We start from the raw sequence: 20,644 nt of genomic DNA, 5'->3' as shown, positions 1-20,644 counted from the left end.
CCGGATTGAACCGAACGAGCCGGAATCCTGGTGAGCGTAGCGTGACTGGAGTGTCGCAGTGTGCGAAGACTATGGGATCGCACGTGCGCAGATACGTTCCGTTGGGCGACTTGCGGGGTCACATCCGTCGCTGTACGTGACCGGGCCGAAACGCCAACGCCCCGTAATGCCAAGGGGTTCGGCCGTCATCCGGACGGCGCAACACCCTCCGTCACCGATCATCTCCTTCCGGCAAGACAGGCTGGATCGCCTGGCGTGTCAACTGCCAGCCATCGCTGTGTCGTTCGACGAACCCCAGTGAGCGCAGTTCGTACAACCTCCCGATCGCGTCGTCGACTCCGGTGCCCGCGGCCCGGGCGATGTCCCCCGCCCCGACAGTTCCGCCGGCGGGCAGCGCTGCCAGGACCGCCGCTGCACCCGGCGCGAGCAGGTCGTGCGGCAGTACGGGTCCGCGCCGCGCCGGGGCGAGGTCCCCCATGTCCCCGACCAGCTCCATGACTTCCGCCGCGTCGGTGACGAGAACCGCTTCCCCGCGCAGTAGTTCGTGCACCCCTTGGGAGCGGGTACTCGTGACCGGCCCGGGAACCCCCATCGTGTGACGGCCGAGGCGCTGCGCCCACCGCGCCGTACCGAGAGCACCGCTGCGGTAGGCGGCCTCCACGACGACGGTCCCGCGGGTGAGCGCGGCGATCACGCGGTTACGGAGGATGAATCTGCTCCGCGTCGGATGATCACCGGGCGGCAACTCCGCGATGACGAGCCCCTGCTCCGCGATCCGCTCGATCAACTGGACGTGGCCGCGCGGATAGGGCCGGTCGACCCCGCAGGCCAGGACCGCCACCGTGGCACCGCTCGCACCGAGGGTCCCGCGATGCGCGGCCGCGTCCACCCCGTACGCCCCGCCCGACACGACGACACTGCCGCGCTCGGCGAGCCCCGCACCGAGGCTCGCCGCCACCCGTGCCCCGTAGTCCGTGCAGGCCCGCGCCCCCACGACGCCGACGGACCGCAGCGCCCATATCCGCAGGGACGGCCGCCCCCGCACCCATAGGGCGACGGGCCGCGCGTCGCCGAGATCGTCCAGCTGGCCCGGCCACTCCGCGTCCCCGGGACACACGATCCGCGCGCCCGCGCCCGCCGCCAGCTCCAGGTCACGCTCGGGCAGCACGTCGGCCGCTCTGGCCCGCAGCCCCGCCCAGCGGCCCTCGCTCACCCCGGGCAGCGGCTCCCCGTCCTCGACGATGCGCCGCGCGACTTCCACCGCCCCGAACTCCCTCAGCCACCGCCCCGCCGTCTCGTCTCCGGGCTCGACGATCCTGGTGAGGGCGGCCCTCGCGAGCCGGATCCCGTCGGAGACCTCCGCTCCGCTCATGCCGACCCCCCGAGGGCCATGGCCACACCGCGCGAGATCCCGGTGCGCAGCTGAAGGGCGAGCGCCACGTCCTGTGCGCGTGGCCGGTCCTGGCCGCAGAGGTCCGACACAGTCCAGGCCACCCGCAGCACACGGTCGACGCCGCGGGCGGTCAGGAAGCCTCGCTCCAGGTCGGTCTCGACCTCGTCCATGGCCCCCGACGCGGCGGGCCACCGGGTGCGCAGGACGTGCCCGGGCACCTCGCTGTTCGTCCGCCAGGGCGTGTCCGCGAGCCGTGCCGCGGCCCTCTCCCGGGCGGCCCGCACCCGCTCGCGGACGACGACGGTGGTCTCACCCTGTGCACCGCTCCCAGTCAGCTCCGCACGTGTGACGGGCTCCACGTCCACCTTGAGGTCGACCCGGTCGAGCAGCGGCCCGGACAGGCGCGCCTGATAGCGGCGGACCGCAGCCGGCGGGCACTCGCAGCCGCCGCCCACGAGCGAGTGGTTGCCGCACGGGCACGGATTGGCGGCCAGGACCATCAGAAAGCGGGCGGGCAGGCGCACCACCCCGGCACTGCGGGCGATGACCACGTGGCCCGACTCCAGCGGCTGGCGCAGCGCGTCGAGTGCCTGGCCGCTGAATTCCGGCGCCTCGTCAAGAAAAAGCACCCCTCTGTGGGACAACGACACGGCGCCCGGCCGCGGCATCCCCTGTCCCCCGCCGACGAGAGACTGCATCGTCGCCGAGTGGTGCGGCGCGCAGTAGGGGGCGGCGTCGACCATCGGTTTGCCCGGCGGCAGCATGCCCGCCACCGAGTGGATGGCCGTCACTTCGAGGGCTTCCTCGCGGGTGAGCGGCGGCATGACCAGCGGCAGCCGCTCGGCGAGCATGGTCTTTCCGGCACCTGGCGGTCCCTGGAGGAGGACGTGGTGGGCCCCGGCGGCGGCGACCTCGATCGCCGTGCGTGGGGCGCGCTGGCCGACGACATCGGCCAGATCGAGGATGTGGGCGTCGTGCGGCATCCCGGCGAGACCCACGCCGAGGCCCTGGCCCGGGATGCTCAGGCCCGCGAGCATCGGGTCGGGGCGTCCGGTCTCGTCGGGCGGCTCGTCCGGGACCGGCTCGTCCGTCAGGACCGCGACGAGCTGCCGCAGGCTCCGTACGCCGAGGACGGAGACGCCCGGGACGAGCGCGGCCTCGCCGGCCGAGCACTCCGGGACCACGACCTGTTCGTAGCCCGCGTCGGCCGCCGCGAGGACGGCCGGGAGCACCCCGCGAACGGGCCGTACGCGGCCGTCGAGTCCCAGCTCGCCGATCATCACGACCTCGGAGAGGACCCTCGGATCGATCCGCTCGGCCGCTCCCAGCACGGCGCTGGCGATGGCCAGGTCAAATCCGCTGCCGCTCTTCGGCACGGACGCCGGGCTGAGCCCCACCGTGAGTTTCTTCTGCGGCCACTCCCCGCCGGAGTTGACGACCGCCGCCCTGACCCGGTCGCGGCTCTCCGACAGGCTCTTGTCGGGCAGTCCGACCAGTGTGAATGCGGCGACCCCGGGCTCCAGGTCGGCCTGGACCTCGACAACCACCCCCTCGACCCCGACGAGGGCCACGGAGCATGTGCGCGCGAATCCCATCAGGCCACACCCCGCGCGTGCTCGACGACGGGGGCGCCGCGCTCCGGCAGAAGGACCCCGACCAGATCGATGCGTACGCCGCCTGGTGGCGCTCCCCCGTGTTCCTGGACCCAGCGCTCCGCCAGGTCGCGCAGCCGCTGGGCCTTGACGGGGGTGACCCCGGCCATCGGATGCTCGAAGGACCCTGCGGGGCCGCCCGCTCTGCGGGTCTTCACCTCGCAGACGACGAGCGCGTCGCCCTCCCGGGCGACGATGTCGATCTCACCGGCCCTGCCCGCGCGCCAGTTGCGCTCGATGACCGTCATTCCGGACTCGGCCAGCCGCCGTGCAGCCAGCTCCTCGCCGTACTTTCCGAGTGCGCTGCGTGCCTTGGACGCGTTCATGTCGGCACCACCTCCGACGCCCACGCTGAGGCATGGGCGCCGAAGAAGTGGATCTTGGTGAACTACTCACGGGTTGTGGATAACCCGGCCACCCAATCCAGCGAGCTCACCCACCCGGAGAGCCCCGGCTCACCCTCCCGGCAGCTCCAGATCGCTCTTGTTCAGCTCCTCGATATTCACGTCCTTGAACGTGAGCACCCGGACCTGCTTCACGAACCGTGCGGGCCTGTACATGTCCCACACCCAGGCATCCGCCATGGATACCTCGAAGAAAACCTCACCCTGGACCGAGTGCACCTGCATCTCGTAGTCGTTGGTGAGATAGAAGCGCCGTTCGGTCTCGATCACGTATTTGAACAGACCGACGACGTCGCGGTACTCCCGGTAGAGCTTCAGCTCCATCTCGGTCTCGTACTTCTCGAGGTCCTCGGCGCTCATGGCATGTTCCCCTTCAGCCGTGCGTCCCCCTATTGTGCGTCAGCCTCGTACGCCTCTAGACGATTTCCGTGTCGAGGACTTCGGGACGACTCGGGGGACCCTCGTCGAGCAGCCGTTCCAGCAGCCCGGCGAGCCTGGTCGGATACACCGTCTCATGTGCCTCGGTCAGTTCCCGGCACGTCCACCAACGTGCTCCCGCGACGCTGCGCCGTTCCAGCTCGGTCAGGCCCGCCCCGGCGATCTCCGCCCCGGCCACCGCGGCCGTCGTACGGGCCAGGAAGTACCACTCGTCCTGGTCCCAGCGCCGCCCGTCGAACGGGAAGGAGCAGGTGCGGCGCCACAGGACCGGGCCGAGCTCGACGTCCGTGATGCCGGTCTCCTCCGCGAGCTCGCGCAGCGCGGCCTGCTCACGGGTCTCGTCGCCTTCCACGCCGCCGCCCGGGGTGAACCACCAGTCGTCGGCGGTGTCCCCCGGCTCGTGCCCGTGCAGCAGCAGAATGCGGTCGTCGGGATCGAGCAGTACGACCCGTGCGACCTTCCGCAGCTCCCGGCCGGCGCCGGGAGGCTCAGCCCGCAAGGGCCCGCTCCCCCGCCGACGCGCGCGAGCGGCCGCTGCCCTTGCTCGTGCGCTTGGCGATCGGCCCGTACGCGGCACCGCCGAGCACCAGCACGGCGCCCGCGACCACGGCGGCCAGGACCAGCTTCAGGGGACCCGGCTGGGAGAGCCCGCCCGGCAGCGCCTCGAAGCCGGTGGGTCGCGCGAGCATGCCGTCCATCGGCCAGGCCACCGCGTCGACCCGGGCGGCAACCGCGCTGCGCGGCACCGTTCCGTGGCTGGAGTCGCCGATGTGGACGCTGGAGTCGAGAGAGCCGCTGCGCTCGTCGCCGAGCAGGAAGAGGCGGCCCTCAGGGACCGTGGTGGTGGGGATACCCGTGGCTGAGGGGCCCTGTCCCTTGGGGAGATACGGTTCGGCAATCTCCTTGCCGTTGACGGTCAGCTTGCCGGCCTCGCAGCAGGCGATCTTGTCGCCGCCGATGCCGACGACGCGCTTCACCATGGGCATGTCGCCCCACGCAGACTCCGTGAAGACGACGACGTCGCCGCGCTTGACCTCACTGCCGTCGATGCGCTGCGCGAGGACCCGGTCGCCCGCGCCGATCGTCGGCGTCATCGACTCGGTGGGCACGGTGTACGGCTGGTACACGATGGCGCCCCACACGAACCCGCCCAGGAACAGCACACAGCCGAGGGCCACGGCCAACCCCGACAGCGTGCTGCCGAGCCGGCCATGGCCCTCGTCCGTACGACGTGTCCTGCTCATCCCAGTTGCTCCCCGCCTCGGAGACTCGCCGTGGAAGATCGGCGATCTGGGACGGCACCCTACCCGGCGGTCTTCACCTCAGAAACCCTGGTGTTCCCCTGGGTAAGCCGACGCCTGCGCCACAGCACGAGCGGCGCGGCGCCCGCGAGCCCGAGCGCGCCCGGGGCCGCTCCCATCGCGGCGCTCAGGCCCGGCTGGTCGAAGGTGTCCGGCACAGGCAGGGTCGTCCAGCGGGTGGGCGGCCAGGCGACCACGATCGCGCGGCCCACGACGTTGTCCACGGGGACGAAGCCCTGGTTGCTGTCCTGCTGGTGGTACCGGGAGTCCATGGAGTCCTGGCGGTGGTCACCCATGACCCAAACTTTGCCAATGGGTACGGTGATCTTGAACTTGCCGCCCACATTGTCGTCGCTGCACGGGGTGTTCCCCGGGTAGACGTACGGCTCGTTCAGCGCTTTGCCGTTGACCATGAGCGGTCCCGTACCGTTGCACTCGATCGTGTCGCCGCCGACGCCGATGACGCGCTTGATGAGGTCCTTCTCGTTCGTGGACGGCATGAGGCCGATCCAGCCGAGGACCCGCTGCACCGGATTCGGCTCGGCCGTCGGCTCGTCCTTCAGCCAGCCGTCCGGGTCGTGGAAGACGATGACCTCGCCGCGCCCGGGCTCGGAGCCGAACCACGGCGTCAGCTTGTCGACGAGCACGCGGTCGCCGATCTGCAGGGTGTTCTCCATCGACGCCGACGGAATCGAGAACGCCTGCACGAGGAACGTCTTGATCACCAGCGCCAGGACCAGCGCGATGACGATCAGGAGCGGAAGCTCCTTCCAGAAGGAGCGGGGCTTCTTCGCCCGGCCTCCCGCCCTGCCGCCGTCACCGTGGGCGTCACCAGGGCCGTCGCCCCGTCCACCACCGTGCCCGTCGCCGTTCGCGGCGCCACTGTCGAGGTTCACGGCGCCCGTCGCGGCCGATGCCGCTCCGTCGTCGGATCGCCCGGGCTGCTCGTCGGGCCCTTGCCCTGACCGTGCGCCGACCGCCAAGTCCCCCACATCCACTCCTCACTCCGTGCCGCTGCCTGTCGTCCCATACGCGATGCAGGCCCACCACTCCCATAACGAGCGGGAGTTCCGCAGGGCTCGGGAGAGGGATCGATCCGTTCAGATCCTCGGAGGCCACCCTATGCGACGGTTGCCGGGCCGCGGCCGATCTGTTCTGCGCGGCGGCCACCGTCGCGTAGGTGTCCGGCTCCGGGAGCGTGGTCCAGTGACCGACCGGCCAGGCGATGACGCGGGCGCGGCCGACGACCGACTTCTCCGAGACGGTGCCGCTGAACGCCTCGGTGCGGTGGAAGCGCGAGTCGGCCGAGTTGGAGCGGTGGTCACCCATCACGAACAGGCGCCCCGTAGGCACCTTGACCTCGAACTCGAACTTCGACGGCACGTCTCCGGGGTGGATGTACGGCTCGTTCAGGGGAGTCCCGTTGACCGTCACGCGACCCTGCTTGTCGCAGCACTTGACGGTGTCACCGCCGACCGCGATGACCCTCTTGATGAGGTCGCGCTCGTCGTCGGAGGGCAGAAGGCCGATCCAGGTGAGGCCTTCTTTCACCTGCTTGACGCCGACGGGGGCGTCCTTCTTCGCGCCCTGTTCCTGTTCCAGCCACTTGCCGGGGTCCTTGAAGACGACGACGTCGCCGCGGTGCGGCTTCGCGCCGAACCACGGGGTGAGCTTGTCGACCAGGACCCGGTCGCCGATCCTGATCGTCTGCTCCATGGAGCCGGACGGGATCACGAAGGCCTGGACGAGGAACGTCTTCAGGACGAGTGCTATCAGCAGCGCCACGCCTACGAGGAGCGGAATCTCCTTGAGCGCGGAGCGACGTCGGCGTCGCTTGACCTTGCGAGCCAGCCTGCGCCGCTCGGCACGGCCCGGCGGCGGCGGGGTGCCGGCGCGGCGCGTCCCGGTGGGCAGGCGGGTGTCGCCGCCGCCCCTGCGCGAGTGCGAGTGGGAGCGTCCGCGGTTACCCATGAGCACCGCCGGGTGCTGGCACGCGCGCGTAGACGTCGTTACGGGACAGGGAGCCCCAGTGGCCCGTCGGCCAGGCGATCCACTGGGCCCTGCCGATGACTTCGCCCACGGGGACCATGCCGCCGCCGGGCGCGCCCAGGTAGTCGCGTGAGTCCCGGGAATCGCCCCGGTGATCACCGAGCAGGAAGAGGGTGCCGTCGGGCACGACGAGGTCGAAGGGGACCTTCGAGGGGGTGTTCCCGGGGTACAGGAACGAACGCTCGTCCACCGGTTCGCCGTTCACCCCGATCCTCCCCTTGCTGTCGCAGCAGACCACATGGTCTCCCCCCACGCCCACGACCCGCTTGATGTAGTCGGCGTCACCGAAGTACCCGGTCCCGTCGAAGACCACGACGTCGCCCCGCTGCGGCTCAGCACCGAAACGGTACGCCAACTTGTTTACGAGAACGCGGTCCCCGACCCTCAATGCGGGCTCCATGGAACCGCTGGGGATCTGGAAGGGCTGCATCACGAAGATGCTCAGCAGGAGCAGCGACACGAGGCAGAGCAGCGCCGACAGGGTCAGGCGGCCGCCGGGGAGCCAGGACGCGGCCCGCGACACAAACGCGAAACGCGACCGCTCCTCCTCGCCCTCGTGTACGGAGGGCTGGGAGGCGCGATCGCGTTCCGTTGTCTGTGCTTCGGTGTCCATCGAGGCCAGATGCTATCCGGCTCGACTGTGACCCCGTGCGCGAGCTCAGTTGTCGCGCTTCTCCTTGATCTTCGCGGCCTTGCCGCGCAGGTCGCGCAGGTAGTAGAGCTTCGCGCGACGCACGTCACCGCGGGTGACGAGCTCGATCTTCTCGACGATCGGGGTGTGCACCGGGAACGTGCGCTCGACGCCGACCGAGAAGGAGACCTTGCGGACCGTGAAGGTCTCGCGGACACCGGCGCCCTGGCGGCGGATGACTACGCCCTTGAACTGCTGCACACGGGAGCGGTTGCCCTCGATGACGCGGACGTGGACGTTGACGGTGTCACCCGGGCGGAAGGCCGGGATGTCGCTGCGCAGCGACGCGCTGTCGACGGAGTCGAGCAGGTGAGACATGATCGTCTGCTTTCTTCACCGATGCCACAGGTCATCGGCGGGAGTGTTCGAAATGAGGATTCGGTAGCTGATCGCGTCGGGCGGGCGTCGTTCCCCCTGTGGCAGGGGCGCACGCTGGACGTACAGCAGCGACCTATTGTTCCACGGCTTCGGGGTCTCGCCCAAATCGGCCGTCGGGGCCCGGCCGCCACCCCAGGATGGAGAGCATCTCGCGGTCCTTCTTGTCGAAGACCGAGGGGTCGCAACGCTCCACGAGATCGGGCCTGTTGCGGGTCGTGCGCCGCAGCGCCTCGTCCCGGCGCCAGCGCGCGATCTTGCCGTGGTGGCCGCTGAGCAGCACGTCCGGGATGCCCTGTCCGCGCCACTCGGGGGGCTTGGTGTAGACGGGCCCTTCGAGGAGGTTGGCCATGGCGCCGGGCGCGAAGGAGTCGTCCCGGTGGGACTCGGCGTTCCCGAGGACCCCGGGCAGCAGCCGCGCGACGGCCTCCGTGACAACGAGTACGGCGGCCTCTCCGCCGGCCAGCACGTAGTCGCCGATGGAGACCTCGTAGACCGGCATCCGGGTCGCGTACTCGTCGATGACGCGGCGGTCGATGCCCTCGTAGCGCGCGGGCGCGAAGACCAGCCACGGGCGCTCGGAGAGCTCGACGGCGAGTTCCTGGGTGAAGGGGCGTCCGCTGGGCGTGGGGACGACGAGGGCGGGGCCGTGGGACCCGGTCTCGTAGCCGTCGGCGAGCACGTCGTCGAGGGCGTCGCCCCAGGGGCCGGTCTTCATGACCATGCCGGGGCCGCCGCCGTACGGGGTGTCGTCGACCGTGTTGTGACGGTCGTACGTCCACTCCCTGAGGTCGTGCACCCGTACGTCGAGCTGCCCGCGCGCGCGGGCCTTGCCGACGAGGGAGACGTTCAGCGGGTCGAGGTACTCGGGGAAGATCGTGACGACGTCGAGCCGCATCAGGCGCCGTCCCCCTCGGAGCCCTTGCCGGCTTCCGCGTCAGAGCCCTCGTCGGCGTCGCGGCTGGAGACGATCTCGGCACGGTCGTCGATGAGACCGGGCGGCGGGTCGATGATCGCCCGCTGCTCCTCGAGGTCGATCTCGGTGACGATCTCCTCGACGAAGGGGATCATCACCTCGCTGCCGTCGGGGCGCTCCACGATGAACAGGTCCTGCGAGGGCAGGTGCGAGATCTCGGTGATCCGGCCGACCTCGACGCCGTCCGTGGTGACCACGTCCAGGTCCATCAGCTGGTGGTCGTAGAACTCGTCCTCGTCCTCCGGCAGCTCCTCCGGGTCGACCTCGGCGATCAGGAGCGTGTTACGCAGGGCCTCGGCGGCCGTACGGTCGCGTACGCCCTCGAAGCGCAGCAGGAGGCGGCCGCTGTGCACGCGGCCGGTCTCGATCGTCAGCGGCCCCGTGGAGGCGGGGTCGGTGGCGAGCACCGCACCGGGGCCGAGCCGCAGCTCGGGCTCGTCGGTGCGTACCTCGACGGTGACCTCGCCCTTGATGCCGTGGGCGCGGCCGATGCGCGCGACTACCAGCTGCACGTGAACAACTCTCCTGTCATACGGCCACGGGCCGGGGACGGCCCTGAGGCCCTCCCCGGCCCGAGCCGGTGCTTCGTTTGTCGCCGAACCGTTGGTCCGGCTCAGCGAACCTGGTCCACGTCGACGAGGTCGACGCGGACACCGCGGCCGCCGATGGCGCCCACGACGGCACGCAGGGCACGCGCGGTGCGGCCGTTACGGCCGATCACCTTTCCGAGGTCATCGGGGTGAACCCGGACCTCGAGTACGCGCCCACGGCGCAGGTCGCGCGAGGCGACCTGCACATCGTCGGGGTTGTCGACGATGCCCTTCACGAGGTGCTCAAGAGCCTCCTCGAGCATGCTCAGGCCTCGGTGGACTCAGCGGCCGACGCCGACGAATCAGCCGGGGCCTCGTCCGCCTTCTTGTCAGCCTTCTTGGCCTTCGGGGTGATGGCCTCACCCTTGGCGTCGTCGCCCTCGAGACCCTTGGTGAAGGCCTCGAACGCGGCGCGCTTGTCCTTGGGCTCCGCGACGAGCAGCGGCGCGGGGGCCGGGAGGCCCTTGTGCTTCTGCCAGTCACCGGTGAGCTTCAGGATGGCCATGACCGGCTCGGTCGGCTGGGCGCCGACGGACAGCCAGTACTGGGCACGCTCCGAGTTGACCTCGATGCGCGAGGGGTTCTGTACCGGGTGGTACAGGCCGATCTCCTCGATGGCCCGGCCGTCACGGCGGGTACGGGAGTCGGCGACGACGATGCGGTAGTGAGGCGAACGGATCTTGCCCAGACGCTTCAGCTTGATCTTGACTGCCACTGGAGTGGTGTCTCCTGGTCTTGACGTGGTTGGGCACAACGGGATGCCACGTGGGGTTGCGGTACTCGGAGTGCCCTATGGACGCGTCAGCCGGAGGCGAGAGGGTTCCTATGCGGCTGTCGAGTACAGCTAGCCATTGTGCCATACGCCGACGGGGCGGCCGAACCTGGTCCGAACGCCCCGCAGCAGGTCGCGCACCCTCACCGAAGATCAGCCGGCGATCACCCGACACCCGCGCCGACGGCCTCCGGGATGCGGAACGGCTTGCCGCAGCCGCCGCAGACGATCGGGGCCTGGGCGAGGACCGAGGGCACCACGCGCACATTGCGCCCGCAGTCGCAGACCGCCTTGACGCGGACGCCGCCCCCGGAGGAGCCGTGCCGCGCGGCCGGGCCGCGGAAGCTGCGCTTGGTGTCCGCGGCCGTGGCCACGGTGTGCGCCTTGAGGGCGCTCTTGAGCCGCTCGATCGTCGGCCGGTAACGCTGCTTCGCCTCGGGGTTGAGCGTCACCAGCGAGAAGCCGCTGCTGGGGTGCGGCTCCTCGGGGTGGTCGAGGCCCAGCTCTTCGGCGATGGCGAGGAATCTGCGGTTGTGGTACCGGCCGGCGCGAGAGGTGTCGCGTACTCCTCGGGCGGCGGCGATGCCATGGACTGCCTCATGGAGGAGTCGCTCGAAGGAGAGCTCGTGTCCGCAGGCGGACGACGACTCCCCGATCAGGGATTCGGGCGCGGCTAGATCTGGCAGCTCGGGGTGGTGCCGCTGAATGTCGGCCCACGCCTGTGCCAGCTCTGCGGCGAGAACAGGTGGTGTCGTGCTCACGTCGTGACAACGAGCCGGGATGCCTCTGTGTTCCTATTCCGGGGCATCTCAAATAATTTGCACGTACCAGTCAGTTGCCGCTCATGCGTCCGGACGAGGGCGGGTGCGCTGATCTGCGGAGAAGCCTCACAGCTCACACCAAGGTGGTGCGTAGGCGTACGTACGCCCTCCCGTCTCCCTTCACCACCCTCAACCGAGGCCCTGCGGGCCGCCCCTTCGGATTGGCGCGTGGACGATGTCCGCACGCCGGGGCGACTGTGTCGCTCTGATGCGCAAGGGGCCTTTCGGCCTTCTCGCGCCGCTCGCTTCGCAGGTGCGGTGGCTCAGTAGGCGCGTGCCACGACGGCGACGTTACCCGTCGCGTCATCTGCGTCCGGCACCGCCCCGTCCTCGGTGACCAGACACCGTACGGAGACGGAGTGCTCGGCCAGTTCGGCCTCGCCCGCCTCGCCGAGTGTGGCCCACGGGATGCGGGCCCAGCCCCCCGCTGTGGCGGCCTCGACGGCCTCGTCGACCGTCGTCACATCGGCCGTACGGGACTCACGGCGCTCGCGGGCCTGCTTGAGGAGCAGCGCCTGGTCCTCCTCCAGGACGGTGGGCAGCAGCGCGGCAAGCGCCTCGACGGCGACCGGCTCCTTGCCGCCGGGGATGCGCCTGGCCAGCATCGCCGTGCCGTTCTCCAGGTCGCGCGGGCCGATCTCGACGCGTACGGGCACTCCCTTGAGTTCCCAGTCGACGGCTCGGCGGCCGAACGGGGTGTCCGTGCGGTCGTCGACATGGACGCGGATGCCCGCCGCCGTGAGAGCGTCGCCGATCTCGTGGACCTTGGCCAGAACGGCGTCGTCGCCCTTGATGGCGAGCACCACGACCTGGGTGGGGGCGAGCCGGGGCGGGATCCGCAGACCGTTGTCGTCGCCGTGCATCATCACGAGGGCGCCGATCATGCGGGTGGTCGAGCCCCAGGAGGTCTGCCAGACCAGCTCCTGCTTGCCCTCCTTGGACAGGTACTGGGTGTGGAAGGCCCTGGCGAAGTTCTGGCCGAGTTCGTGGCTTGTGCCCAGCTGCAGGGCCTTGCCGTCGCCCATCATCCCTTCGAGCGTGAGGGTGTTGATGGCGCCGGCGAAGCGCTCCTGGGCGGTCTTGCGGCCGAGGACGACGTCCATCGCGAGGACGTCCCGCATGAAGTCCGCGTACACGTGCCGGTGGATGCGGGCCGCGAAGTCGCGGGCCTCCTCGTACGTGGCGTGCGCGGTGTGGCCCTCCTGCCAGAGGAACTCAGTGGTGCGCAGGAAGAGTCGGGGGCGCAGCTCCCAGCGGACGACGTTCGCCCACTGGTTGATGAGGAGGGGCAGGTCGCGGTAGCTCTGCACCCACTTCGCGAAGTACTCGTTGATGATCATCTCGGAGGTGGGGCGGACGACGGCGGGCTCTTCCAGCTCCTTGCCGCCGCCGTGCGTGACCACGGCGAGTTCGGGCGCGAACCCCTCGACGTGCTCGGCCTCCTTGTGAAGGTACGACTGCGGGATCAGGAGCGGGAAGTACGCGTTCTGGGTGCCCGTCTCCTTGATGCGGGCGTCCATGTCCTGCTGCATCCGCTCCCACAGGCCGTAGCCGTACGGTCGGATGACCATCGTGCCGCGCACTGGACCGTTGTCGGCCAGTTCGGCCTTGTTGACGATGTCCTGGTACCAGCGCGGGAAGTCCTCTGCCTGAGGCGTGAGAACGGGTGTCTTGGCCATGGCGCGCATGCTACGGCGCGATGACGCCCGCAAGGCAATGCAATTACCCCCGTACGGCCGCGCACCGCCGGGACGCGCGCGGCGACCGAAGGCCCTTGGGAACACCCCCTAGACGTGACGACGGATGCGGAGTTCTCTGGCATACGGGGGAACTGCGAGCGCACATGTACGGGGCGGGATGAACCGCAGGAACACGCCACAGCAGTAACTCTCGGCGGATTGGGGCGCTTTCGATGACACCTACGCTCGTGCAGCGGCACCTCCCCCACGCGGGGCGCGTGCCCCGCGTGGACCTGTGCGCACGCGCGCGTGACTGGGCGGAGATACAGGAACGGATGCTGGTCCCGCTCTACGAAGCGGTCTACGAACGACTGGAGGTCGGCGACGGTACCGGCACCCGGCTTCTCGGCCTCGGCTGCGGCTCGGGGCTCGCCCTTTTGATGGCGGCGTCGCGGGGCGCGGCGGTCACGGGCGTCGAGGCGGCCGCGCCGGAGCGGCTTGCACTGGCCAGAGAGCGTCTCCAGGGCGAGACGCGGGGCACGCGCGCGTGTGGCGGCACGCGACTGGCCGAAGGGGGCCCCGAGGACGCGGCACAGCCGGACGATCCGCCGTACAACCTGATCACCGCGTTCCAGCCGATCGGCTGCACGGCAGGTGACTCCGAGGGGCTCGGCGCGCTCCTTAAGTCGGCGTCGCCGTTCGCCGAGCGGGGTACTCCCGTGGTGCTGGCCGGCTGGGGTCCGCCGGAGCGGTGCGCGACGTCGTCGGTCCTGCGGGTCGCGACGAAGCTCGCCGATCCGCTGCGCAGTCCGGGCAGTTGGCGGCCCGCGCTCCGCGACGACCTGGAGGAGGTCACACACCGGGCGGGGCTCAGGCCGGACGGCTCTGGCCGGGTCGCCTGTCCGTTCGGCTACGCGGACGTGGACAGCGCCGTGCGCGGGCTGCTGTCGACGGGGCTGTTCGACGCGGCGATCGGCGCGACGGACCGGTCCCAGGTCGAGAAGGAGATGACGGAGGCGCTGCATCCGCATCAGCGGCGGGACGGGACGGTGTGGATGCCGAATGTGTTCCGCTACGTGGTCGCGCGCACTCCGTGACGGGCATTACTGGTCCGTCGCCGTCTCCTGGCCGTCCGTGTCCTGAATCCCCCGACTCCCCTGCGCCTCCTCGTCCTTGGTGAGGCGGATGATGCCGGCGACGCGGTAGGCCTCCGCCTCGTCGAGGGTCTCGTTCGCGAGGAGCGCCGTGGCCAGGGCGTCCAACTGGCCGCGGTGGTCGCGGAGTTTGGTGCAGGCCTCCTCGTAGCACTCGTCGACGATGCGGCGCATCTCGTGGTCGATGGTGTCGAGCGTGTGCGGCGCGGCGGAGAGCCCGTACGCCTGCTGGGCGTCGCTCGGCAGGGCGGAGAGGCGGCCGATGCGGTCGCTCATGCCCCAGCGGGCGACCATGCCGCGCGCGATGTTCGTGACCTGTTCGAGGTCGTTCTCGGCGCCGGTGGTGACGACCCCGTATACGACGTGTTCGGCCGCCATGCCGCCGAGCGCGCCGATGATGCGGCCCCGCAGGTACTCCTCCGTGTAGGCGTATCTGTCGACGTCGGGCGTGGAGAGGGTGACGCCGAGCGCGCGGCCGCGCGGCACGATGGTGACCTTGCGGACGGGGTCGGCGCCGGGCTGGAGCATGCCGAGCAGGGCGTGGCCGCTCTCGTGGTAGGCCGTGCGGCGGCGCTCCTCGTCCGGCATGACGAGGGGCCGTTCGGCGCCGAGCTGGACCTTTTCCAGCGCCTGGGAGAGGTCGCTCTGCGTGACGGCTTTCTGCTGGCGTTTGACGGCGAGGAGGGCGGCCTCGTTGGTGAGGTTGGCGAGGTCGGCGCCGGTCATGCCCGGGGTCGTGCGGGCGACCTGCAGCAGGTCCACGTCCGGGGCGAGCGGGATCTGCCGGGTGTGGATCTTGAGGATCGCCTCGCGGCCGCCGCGGTCGGGCGGGCTGACGCTCACGACGCGGTCGAAGCGGCCGGGGCGGGTGAGGGCCGGGTCGAGGACGTCCGCGCGGTTGGTGGCCGCGATGACGATGACGCCCTCGGATCCCGAGAAGCCGTCCATCTCGGTGAGGATCTGGTTGAGGGTCTGCTCGCGTTCGTCGTGGCCGCCCATGGCGGAGCCGCCGCCGCGGGCCCGGCCGATGGTGTCGATCTCGTCGATGAAGATGATCGAGGGCGCCACCTTGCGGGCCTCGGCGAAGAGTTCGCGTACGCGCGAGGCGCCGACTCCGACGATCATCTCGATGAACTCGGAGGCGGACGCGGAGAAGAACGGGACACCGGCCTCGCCCGCGACGGCCCTGGCCAGGAGCGTCTTGCCGGTTCCCGGCGGGCCCGTGAGGAGGACGCCGCGGGGCATCTTCGCGCCCATCTCGCGGTAGGCGTCGGGGTTCTTGAGGAAATCGACGACGTCGCTGAGCTCCCCCTGGACCTCGTCGATGCCGGCGACGTCCGCGAACGTGGTGCGCTGCATGCCGGGCTCGAGCTCGACCGGCTTGGGCGGCTGTTTGCGCCCGAGCATGCCTCCCCCCATGCCGCCGCCCATGCCCTGCCGCATCCGCCGCGCGATGAAGATCCACAGCACGACGAGCAGGAACATCGGGGCGAGCGAGATGAGGAGGTTGGCGAGGAAGCTGCGCTCCTGGACGACCGGTGAGGCCGTCACCACGACGTTGTGCTTCTCCAGATTCGCCCAGAGGTCGTCGTCCGCGAAGGACGGCCGCTGAGTCTTGAACTTGGTGTAGTTCTTGCTCGAGCTGTCACTGCCGTCGGGCGTGGGCTGCTCCTTCTTGAGCTGGCCCTGGATCGCGTCGCCCTTGGAGTAGATCTTGGTGACGTTGTTGTCGGCGACCTGCTTGCTGAACTCGGTGTACGAGATCGTCGGCTCGTGCCCCTTGCTGAAGAACGACAGCACGAGGTTGGCGATGACGTAGACGATCAGGGCAGTGAGGATGAGACTGCCCCAGCCGCCCGGCATCTTCTTCCGGGGCGGCTTCGTGGGCTCTGGAGGCGGGGCTCCCTCGGAGCGCCACGGCTGGTCGGTGCGGTCGCGCGGGGGTACGGGACTGGCCACGCCTGCTCTCCTCCTGCCGTCACGCCTCCCGCCCATGACCGCACATATCCGGGACCCTTGCCAGTATCCAGAATCCTGATTACTGTCCGATCGGTGAACGGTTTCGACGAGCGTTTCCTTACGCGCAACGGCCTCGCGGCCCGCCGGCTCGCGGTCCTGCTGCTCAACCACGAGCCCGACACACGGCTGCCCCGGGTCCGCGACTTCGCCGAGGAACTGGGATGCGGAAACGGCACGGTTCAGGCCGCCCTGCGGCTCCTGGAGGAGTCCGGCGCCATCGAGACCGCCGCGCGCGGCCACCTCGGCACCTTCCTGGTCCGCTCCGAGCGCTCCGTACTGTGGCGCCTCTCCGGCCTCGGCACCCTGCTCGCCGCGATGCCTCTCCCTCACTCCCGCCGCTACGAGGGCCTGGCCACCGGCCTGCGTACGGCCTTCGAGGAGGCGGGCACCCCCTTCGCGATCACGTTCATGCGTGGCGCGGGCGCCCGGACCACCGCCCTGCTCGAAGGCAAGGTCGACCTCGTGGTTCTCTCGCGGTTCGCCGCCGATCGGCTGATCGAGGAGCATCCGGTGGAGCTGGTCGCCGACCTGGGCCCGGCCACGTACGTCGGAGCGCACGGGCTGCTGCTGCGCGAGGGCGCCTCGCTCGACGCGCCCGGCCTGCGGGTCGCCGTGGACCGCACCTCCGAGGACCAGCGGATGCTCGCCGAGCGCGCGTTCGCCGGGCGCACCGATATCAAGTGGGTCGAGTCCTCGTACATGCAGCTGCGGGATCTGTTCGCGCAGAACCTGGCCGACGCCACCGTCTGGAATCTCGACGAGGTGCAGGGCCGGACAGGGATGGGCGGGGAGGTGCTGCCGCTGGGCGACGAGGTCACCCGCGACCTGTCCGTGCGCAACTCCAGCGCGGCGATCATCGGCAGGACCGAGGGCGCGAAGGCACTCTCCGCCGCACGGGACGCGGTCGACCTGTCGACCGTGACGTCACTGCAGGCCGAGGTGTTGCGGGGCGAGCGCGTGCCGTCGTACTGAACCGGCGGGGGTGGCGCCTGACGGATTCGGCCCGCCCCCTCGTGACCGGCACGTTCCTCGGCAGGCTGCCGAGCGTGCGCGACTCGTCGGAGCACCTGCGCAGCGCCATCACCGACACGCTCCAACTGGCGATCCTCTTCGGTTCGCTGATGGCCGCCAACGCCATGGGCGCCGGTCTCGGCATCCTCGTCGTCGGCGGGCTCTGCCTGCTGAACGAGGCGATGGGCCGGCCGGTCGTCCGGATGGCGGCCGCTCCCGCCGCGGTGATCGTCGGCGGCATCCAGCTCAACCTCCTGTACTGGCTGGACCTGTTCACCCCGATCAAGAGCTGAGGCCGGGTCCGTACGCCAGGAAGGAAACCCACCGCACCATGCACACCCCGCCCCTCATCCACACCGTCACCGGCCCGCTCCCCACAACCGCCGTACGCGGCCCGGCCCTGGCCCACGAGCATCTGGTGCTCGACCTCGACCGGCACGGCAACGGCGGAGCGGTCCTCGACGCCGTGGCGCACGGACCGGCCGTCACAGCCGAACTGACCGCCCTGCGCGAGGAGTTCGGCCTCTCCCTGGTGATCGAGCTGAGCTGCCGCGGCATGGGGCGAGACCCGCGCGCTCTGGCCCGGATCTCCCGGGACGCGCAGGTCGCCGTCGTCGCGGCCACCGGCTGGTACTACGAGCGGTTCCACACGCCCGAGCTGGCCGGCGCGGGGGTCGGGCAGCTGGCCGACACGCTGGTCCGCGAGGTCGACGGCGGTCTCGGCGTAAGCGGCATCCGGCCGGGCGTGCTCGGCGAGGTCGGCAGCCACGGCGACGTACCCAGCGAGCCGGAGTCGCGTTCGCTGCGGGCGGCGGCGCGGGCCGCCGTCGCCACCGGCCTGTCGGTCGCCACGCACGCGCAGCTCGGCCGCGGCGGGCTCGCCCAGCTGGAGCTGCTCACCGGCGAGGGCCTCGCCCCGCACCGGATCTCGGTCGGCCACCAGGACCTCCTCGACGATCCGGCCGTGCACAAGGAGCTGGCCGCGAGCAGCGCGTACGTCGCGTTCGACACGGTCGGCAAGGAGAACTACCAGAGCGACGACGTCCGGCTGCGGCTGCTGCTCGCCCTCCTGGAGGCCGGCCAACGCCGACCGTGTCCTGCTCAGCTGCGACATCTCGCGCCACGGCCGTCTGGAGCGCGAGGGCGGTCAGGGTTACGGGCATCTGTTCCGGTCGTTCCTGCCCCGGGCCCGTGCCGCGGGCGTGGACGACGGCCTGGTGGACCTGATGACGCGCCGCAATCCGCTGCGCTTCCTGACCGGCGCGAGCGTGGAGGAGATCTGACGATGACGCCCACCCACTCGGCCGCACCCGCGCTCCCCGAGACCTGTCCCCTCGCCACGATCCCGGTCGACGAGGCGATGGCCCGGCAGTTCCGCCTGATCGAGTGCACCGCCGCGCACTTCGCCGGCGAGGAGCTGTTCAGCGCCGACGCGGGCGTCGTGCCGGGGCTCGGCCGGCCCCGCACGACCGCCAAGGCCGAGGCGATGCTCGCCGACTCCTTCGGGGCCGAGGACGCCGCGTCATGGCCGGCCTCCCACTCCTCGCCGGGCACGGAGCGACCCACGGCGAGCCGGGCCACTCGCTCACCGGCACCACGCCCCTGCATGCCCGCGACGCCGGCCGGCCCGAGCAGCCGGCTCGCGAACGGCACGGAGATCAGTCGGGCGGCGGCGCGAGCCGCGTGACCCGCCCATGTGTAAGGGGCGCCCGCAACGGCGGGCGCCCCTTACACATGTCTACGAAGTGGCCGGTCAGCCCATGAACTTCTTGAACTCGTCGGGCAGTTCGAAGTTCTTGTCCTGGTCGGCGGCGGGCAGTCCGAACGCGTTGCCGCTCTGGCCGGCGGCCTCGCGGCGCGCGGCCTCTTCCTCTTCCTGCTGCTTGCGCTTCATCGGGTTGCCGGAGCGCTGCTTGCCCTTGGCCTGCTTCTGCTTCTTCTTCTGCCGGCCGGGGCCGCCGCCCATGCCCGGCATCCCGGGCATCCCCGGCATGCCGCCGCCCTGCGCCATGCGGGACATCATCTTGCGGGCCTCGAAGAACCGCTCGACGAGGTTCTTCACCGCGCTGACCTCGACGCCCGAACCACGGGCGATACGGGCACGGCGCGAGCCGTTGATGATCGCGGCGTCCGCGCGCTCGGCCGGGGTCATCGACTTGATGATGGCGGCCGTGCGGTCGACGTCGCGCTCGTCGAGGTTGTTGATCTGGTCCTTCATCTGCGCCATGCCGGGCAGCATCCCGAGCAGCTTGGAGATGGAGCCCATCTTCCTGACCTGCTCCATCTGGGCCAGGAAGTCGTCGAGCGTGAAGTCCTGGCCCTTCTTGGAGGCCAGCTTGGAGGCCATCTTCTCGGCCTCCTGCTGCGAGAAGGTCTGCTCGGCCTTCTCGATCAGCGTGAGCATGTCGCCCATGCCGAGGATGCGGGACGCCATGCGGTCCGGGTGGAACGCGTCGAAGTCGTCCAGCTTCTCGCCGTTCGAGGCGAACATGACCTGACGGCCGGTGACGTGCGCGATCGACAGGGCGGCGCCACCACGGGCGTCACCGTCGAGCTTGGAGAGCACCACGCCGTCGAAGCCGACGCCGTCACGGAAGGCCTCGGCGGTGTTGACCGCGTCCTGACCGATCATGGCGTCGACGACGAAGAGGACCTCGTCGGGCGAGACGGCGTCGCGGATGTCCGCGGCCTGCTGCATCAGCTCCTGGTCGATACCCAGGCGGCCGGCGGTGTCGACGACGACGACGTCGTACTGCTTCTGCCGGGCGAACTCGATGGAGTCCTTGGCGACCTGAACCGGGTCGCCCACGCCGTTGCCCGGCTCGGGGGCGTAGATGCCGACGCCGGCGCGCTCGGCGACGACGGACAGCTGGTTCACGGCGTTCGGGCGCTGGAGGTCACAGGCGACGAGCAGCGGCGTGTGGCCCTGCCCCTTCAGCCAGTGGCCGAGCTTTCCGGCGAGGGTCGTCTTACCGGCACCCTGGAGACCCGCGAGCATGATCACGGTGGGCGGGTTCTTGGCGAACCGCAGGCGCCGGGTCTCGCCGCCGAGGATGCCGATGAGCTCCTCGTTGACGATCTTGATGACCTGCTGGGCGGGGTTCAGCGCCTGGGAGACCTCCGCGCCGGCCGCACGCTCCTTGACCTGCTTGATGAAGGCGCGGACGACGGGCAGGGCCACGTCCGCTTCGAGCAGGGCGATACGGATCTCGCGCGCCGTGGCGTCGATGTCCGCCTCGCTGAGGCGCCCCTTGCCGCGGAGGTTCTTGAATGTCGCTGCGAGGCGGTCGGAAAGAGTGTCGAACACGGCGGTCGCGAA

20 protein-coding genes and 4 pseudogenes are annotated in these 20,644 nt (G+C 70.5%); 6 read left to right on the top strand and 18 right to left on the bottom strand.

The genetic code is table 11. The features are described 5' to 3' along the window. Positions 1–211: 211 nt before the first annotated feature. The 16 genes from dprA to proS all read right to left on the bottom strand — a co-directional run bounded on the left by dprA (position 212) and on the right by proS (position 13,141). Complete coding sequence (gene dprA / locus ACY0PA_RS29685; RefSeq protein ID WP_473080590.1) at positions 212–1,372, bottom strand: DNA-processing protein DprA; 1,161 nt, start codon at positions 1,370–1,372, stop codon at positions 212–214. Next, on the bottom strand, positions 1,369–2,988 hold the full coding sequence (locus ACY0PA_RS29680; protein WP_473080589.1) for a YifB family Mg chelatase-like AAA ATPase: 1,620 nt from the start codon (positions 2,986–2,988) through the stop codon (positions 1,369–1,371). Before ACY0PA_RS29680 ends, dprA begins: the two co-directional genes overlap by 4 nt. Then, positions 2,988–3,371: a YraN family protein gene (locus tag ACY0PA_RS29675; RefSeq protein WP_473080588.1), complete on the bottom strand. Its 384-nt coding sequence runs from the start codon at positions 3,369–3,371 to the stop codon at positions 2,988–2,990. The genes ACY0PA_RS29680 and ACY0PA_RS29675 overlap by 1 nt, the downstream gene beginning before the upstream one ends. A gap of 129 nt (positions 3,372–3,500) precedes the next feature. Beyond that, positions 3,501–3,809 (bottom strand): DUF2469 domain-containing protein, encoded by a 309-nt coding sequence (locus ACY0PA_RS29670; protein WP_003965949.1) that lies wholly within the window; start codon positions 3,807–3,809, stop codon positions 3,501–3,503. A 55-nt stretch (positions 3,810–3,864) separates the two neighbouring features. Beyond that, the gene (locus tag ACY0PA_RS29665; protein WP_473080587.1) at positions 3,865–4,386 is read right to left on the bottom strand and encodes an NUDIX hydrolase; all 522 of its coding nucleotides are present in this window, start codon (positions 4,384–4,386) and stop codon (positions 3,865–3,867) included. Beyond that, positions 4,376–5,131, bottom strand: a complete 756-nt coding sequence (gene lepB / locus ACY0PA_RS29660) for a signal peptidase I (protein WP_473080586.1) — start codon at positions 5,129–5,131, stop codon at positions 4,376–4,378. The genes ACY0PA_RS29665 and lepB (ACY0PA_RS29660) overlap by 11 nt, the downstream gene beginning before the upstream one ends. A 59-nt stretch (positions 5,132–5,190) precedes the next feature. Continuing rightward, complete coding sequence (lepB, locus tag ACY0PA_RS29655) at positions 5,191–6,084, bottom strand: signal peptidase I (protein WP_473080585.1); 894 nt, start codon at positions 6,082–6,084, stop codon at positions 5,191–5,193. Further along, positions 6,017–7,159, bottom strand: coding sequence for a signal peptidase I (gene lepB / locus ACY0PA_RS29650; protein WP_473080584.1), 1,143 nt, complete (start codon positions 7,157–7,159; stop codon positions 6,017–6,019). Before lepB (ACY0PA_RS29650) ends, lepB (ACY0PA_RS29655) begins: the two co-directional genes overlap by 68 nt. Next, positions 7,152–7,850 carry a signal peptidase I gene (gene lepB, locus ACY0PA_RS29645; RefSeq protein ID WP_473080583.1) on the bottom strand — a complete coding sequence of 233 codons (699 nt, stop codon included), beginning with the start codon at positions 7,848–7,850 and terminating at the stop codon, positions 7,152–7,154. The genes lepB (ACY0PA_RS29650) and lepB (ACY0PA_RS29645) overlap by 8 nt, the downstream gene beginning before the upstream one ends. Before the next feature lie 45 nt (positions 7,851–7,895). Further along, positions 7,896–8,246 (bottom strand): 50S ribosomal protein L19, encoded by a 351-nt coding sequence (rplS, locus tag ACY0PA_RS29640; protein ID WP_054235359.1) that lies wholly within the window; start codon positions 8,244–8,246, stop codon positions 7,896–7,898. A gap of 133 nt (positions 8,247–8,379) precedes the next feature. Next, positions 8,380–9,201, bottom strand: coding sequence for a tRNA (guanosine(37)-N1)-methyltransferase TrmD (gene trmD / locus ACY0PA_RS29635; RefSeq protein WP_473080582.1), 822 nt, complete (start codon positions 9,199–9,201; stop codon positions 8,380–8,382). After that, complete coding sequence (rimM, locus tag ACY0PA_RS29630) at positions 9,201–9,791, bottom strand: ribosome maturation factor RimM (protein WP_473080581.1); 591 nt, start codon at positions 9,789–9,791, stop codon at positions 9,201–9,203. Before rimM ends, trmD begins: the two co-directional genes overlap by 1 nt. A 101-nt stretch (positions 9,792–9,892) precedes the next feature. Further along, positions 9,893–10,132, bottom strand: coding sequence for an RNA-binding protein (locus ACY0PA_RS29625; RefSeq protein ID WP_473080580.1), 240 nt, complete (start codon positions 10,130–10,132; stop codon positions 9,893–9,895). A 2-nt stretch (positions 10,133–10,134) separates the two neighbouring features. Next, positions 10,135–10,584, bottom strand: a complete 450-nt coding sequence (gene rpsP / locus ACY0PA_RS29620; protein WP_453720805.1) for a 30S ribosomal protein S16 — start codon at positions 10,582–10,584, stop codon at positions 10,135–10,137. Between the two features lie 221 nt (positions 10,585–10,805). Beyond that, positions 10,806–11,402: a hypothetical protein gene (locus tag ACY0PA_RS29615; protein ID WP_266559563.1), complete on the bottom strand. Its 597-nt coding sequence runs from the start codon at positions 11,400–11,402 to the stop codon at positions 10,806–10,808. Positions 11,403–11,725: 323 nt separating this feature from the next. Further along, positions 11,726–13,141, bottom strand: a complete 1,416-nt coding sequence (proS, locus tag ACY0PA_RS29610) for a proline--tRNA ligase (RefSeq protein WP_473080579.1) — start codon at positions 13,139–13,141, stop codon at positions 11,726–11,728. A 233-nt stretch (positions 13,142–13,374) separates the two neighbouring features. Here proS and ACY0PA_RS29605 point away from each other — a divergent pair, with 233 nt between their 5' ends. Next, on the top strand, positions 13,375–14,238 hold the full coding sequence (locus ACY0PA_RS29605) for an SAM-dependent methyltransferase (protein ID WP_473080578.1): 864 nt from the start codon (positions 13,375–13,377) through the stop codon (positions 14,236–14,238). A 6-nt stretch (positions 14,239–14,244) separates the two neighbouring features. On the opposite strand, the gene ftsH is transcribed toward ACY0PA_RS29605, so the two are convergent. Next, on the bottom strand, positions 14,245–16,254 hold the full coding sequence (gene ftsH / locus ACY0PA_RS29600) for an ATP-dependent zinc metalloprotease FtsH (RefSeq protein ID WP_473080577.1): 2,010 nt from the start codon (positions 16,252–16,254) through the stop codon (positions 14,245–14,247). Positions 16,255–16,347: 93 nt separating this feature from the next. Here ftsH and yhfZ point away from each other — a divergent pair, with 93 nt between their 5' ends. The 5 genes and pseudogenes from yhfZ to ACY0PA_RS29575 all read left to right on the top strand — a co-directional run. Beyond that, positions 16,348–17,286 carry a GntR family transcriptional regulator YhfZ gene (gene yhfZ / locus ACY0PA_RS29595; protein ID WP_473080576.1) on the top strand — a complete coding sequence of 313 codons (939 nt, stop codon included), beginning with the start codon at positions 16,348–16,350 and terminating at the stop codon, positions 17,284–17,286. 47 nt (positions 17,287–17,333) lie between these two features. Next, positions 17,334–17,618 (top strand): annotated as a pseudogene (locus ACY0PA_RS29590) (YhfT family protein); the annotation flags it as partial. A 38-nt stretch (positions 17,619–17,656) separates the two neighbouring features. After that, a pseudogene (locus ACY0PA_RS29585) lies at positions 17,657–18,608 on the top strand (phosphotriesterase family protein). 2 nt (positions 18,609–18,610) lie between these two features. Next, a pseudogene (locus ACY0PA_RS29580) lies at positions 18,611–18,847 on the top strand (aminotransferase); the annotation flags it as partial. After that, positions 18,811–18,966: pseudogene (locus tag ACY0PA_RS29575) on the top strand (YhfX family PLP-dependent enzyme); the annotation flags it as partial. The pseudogenes ACY0PA_RS29580 and ACY0PA_RS29575, both read left to right, overlap by 37 nt. A gap of 112 nt (positions 18,967–19,078) precedes the next feature. On the opposite strand, the gene ffh reads toward ACY0PA_RS29575, so the two are convergent. Then, on the bottom strand, positions 19,079–20,632 hold the full coding sequence (ffh, locus tag ACY0PA_RS29570; RefSeq protein WP_473080575.1) for a signal recognition particle protein: 1,554 nt from the start codon (positions 20,630–20,632) through the stop codon (positions 19,079–19,081). Positions 20,633–20,644: the final 12 nt, after the last annotated feature.

The organism is Streptomyces sp. DS1-CR2, from assembly GCF_055760475.1.
The sequence above is the reverse complement of the archived record's forward strand: the minus strand, read 5'-3'. Positions and strand labels throughout refer to the sequence as shown.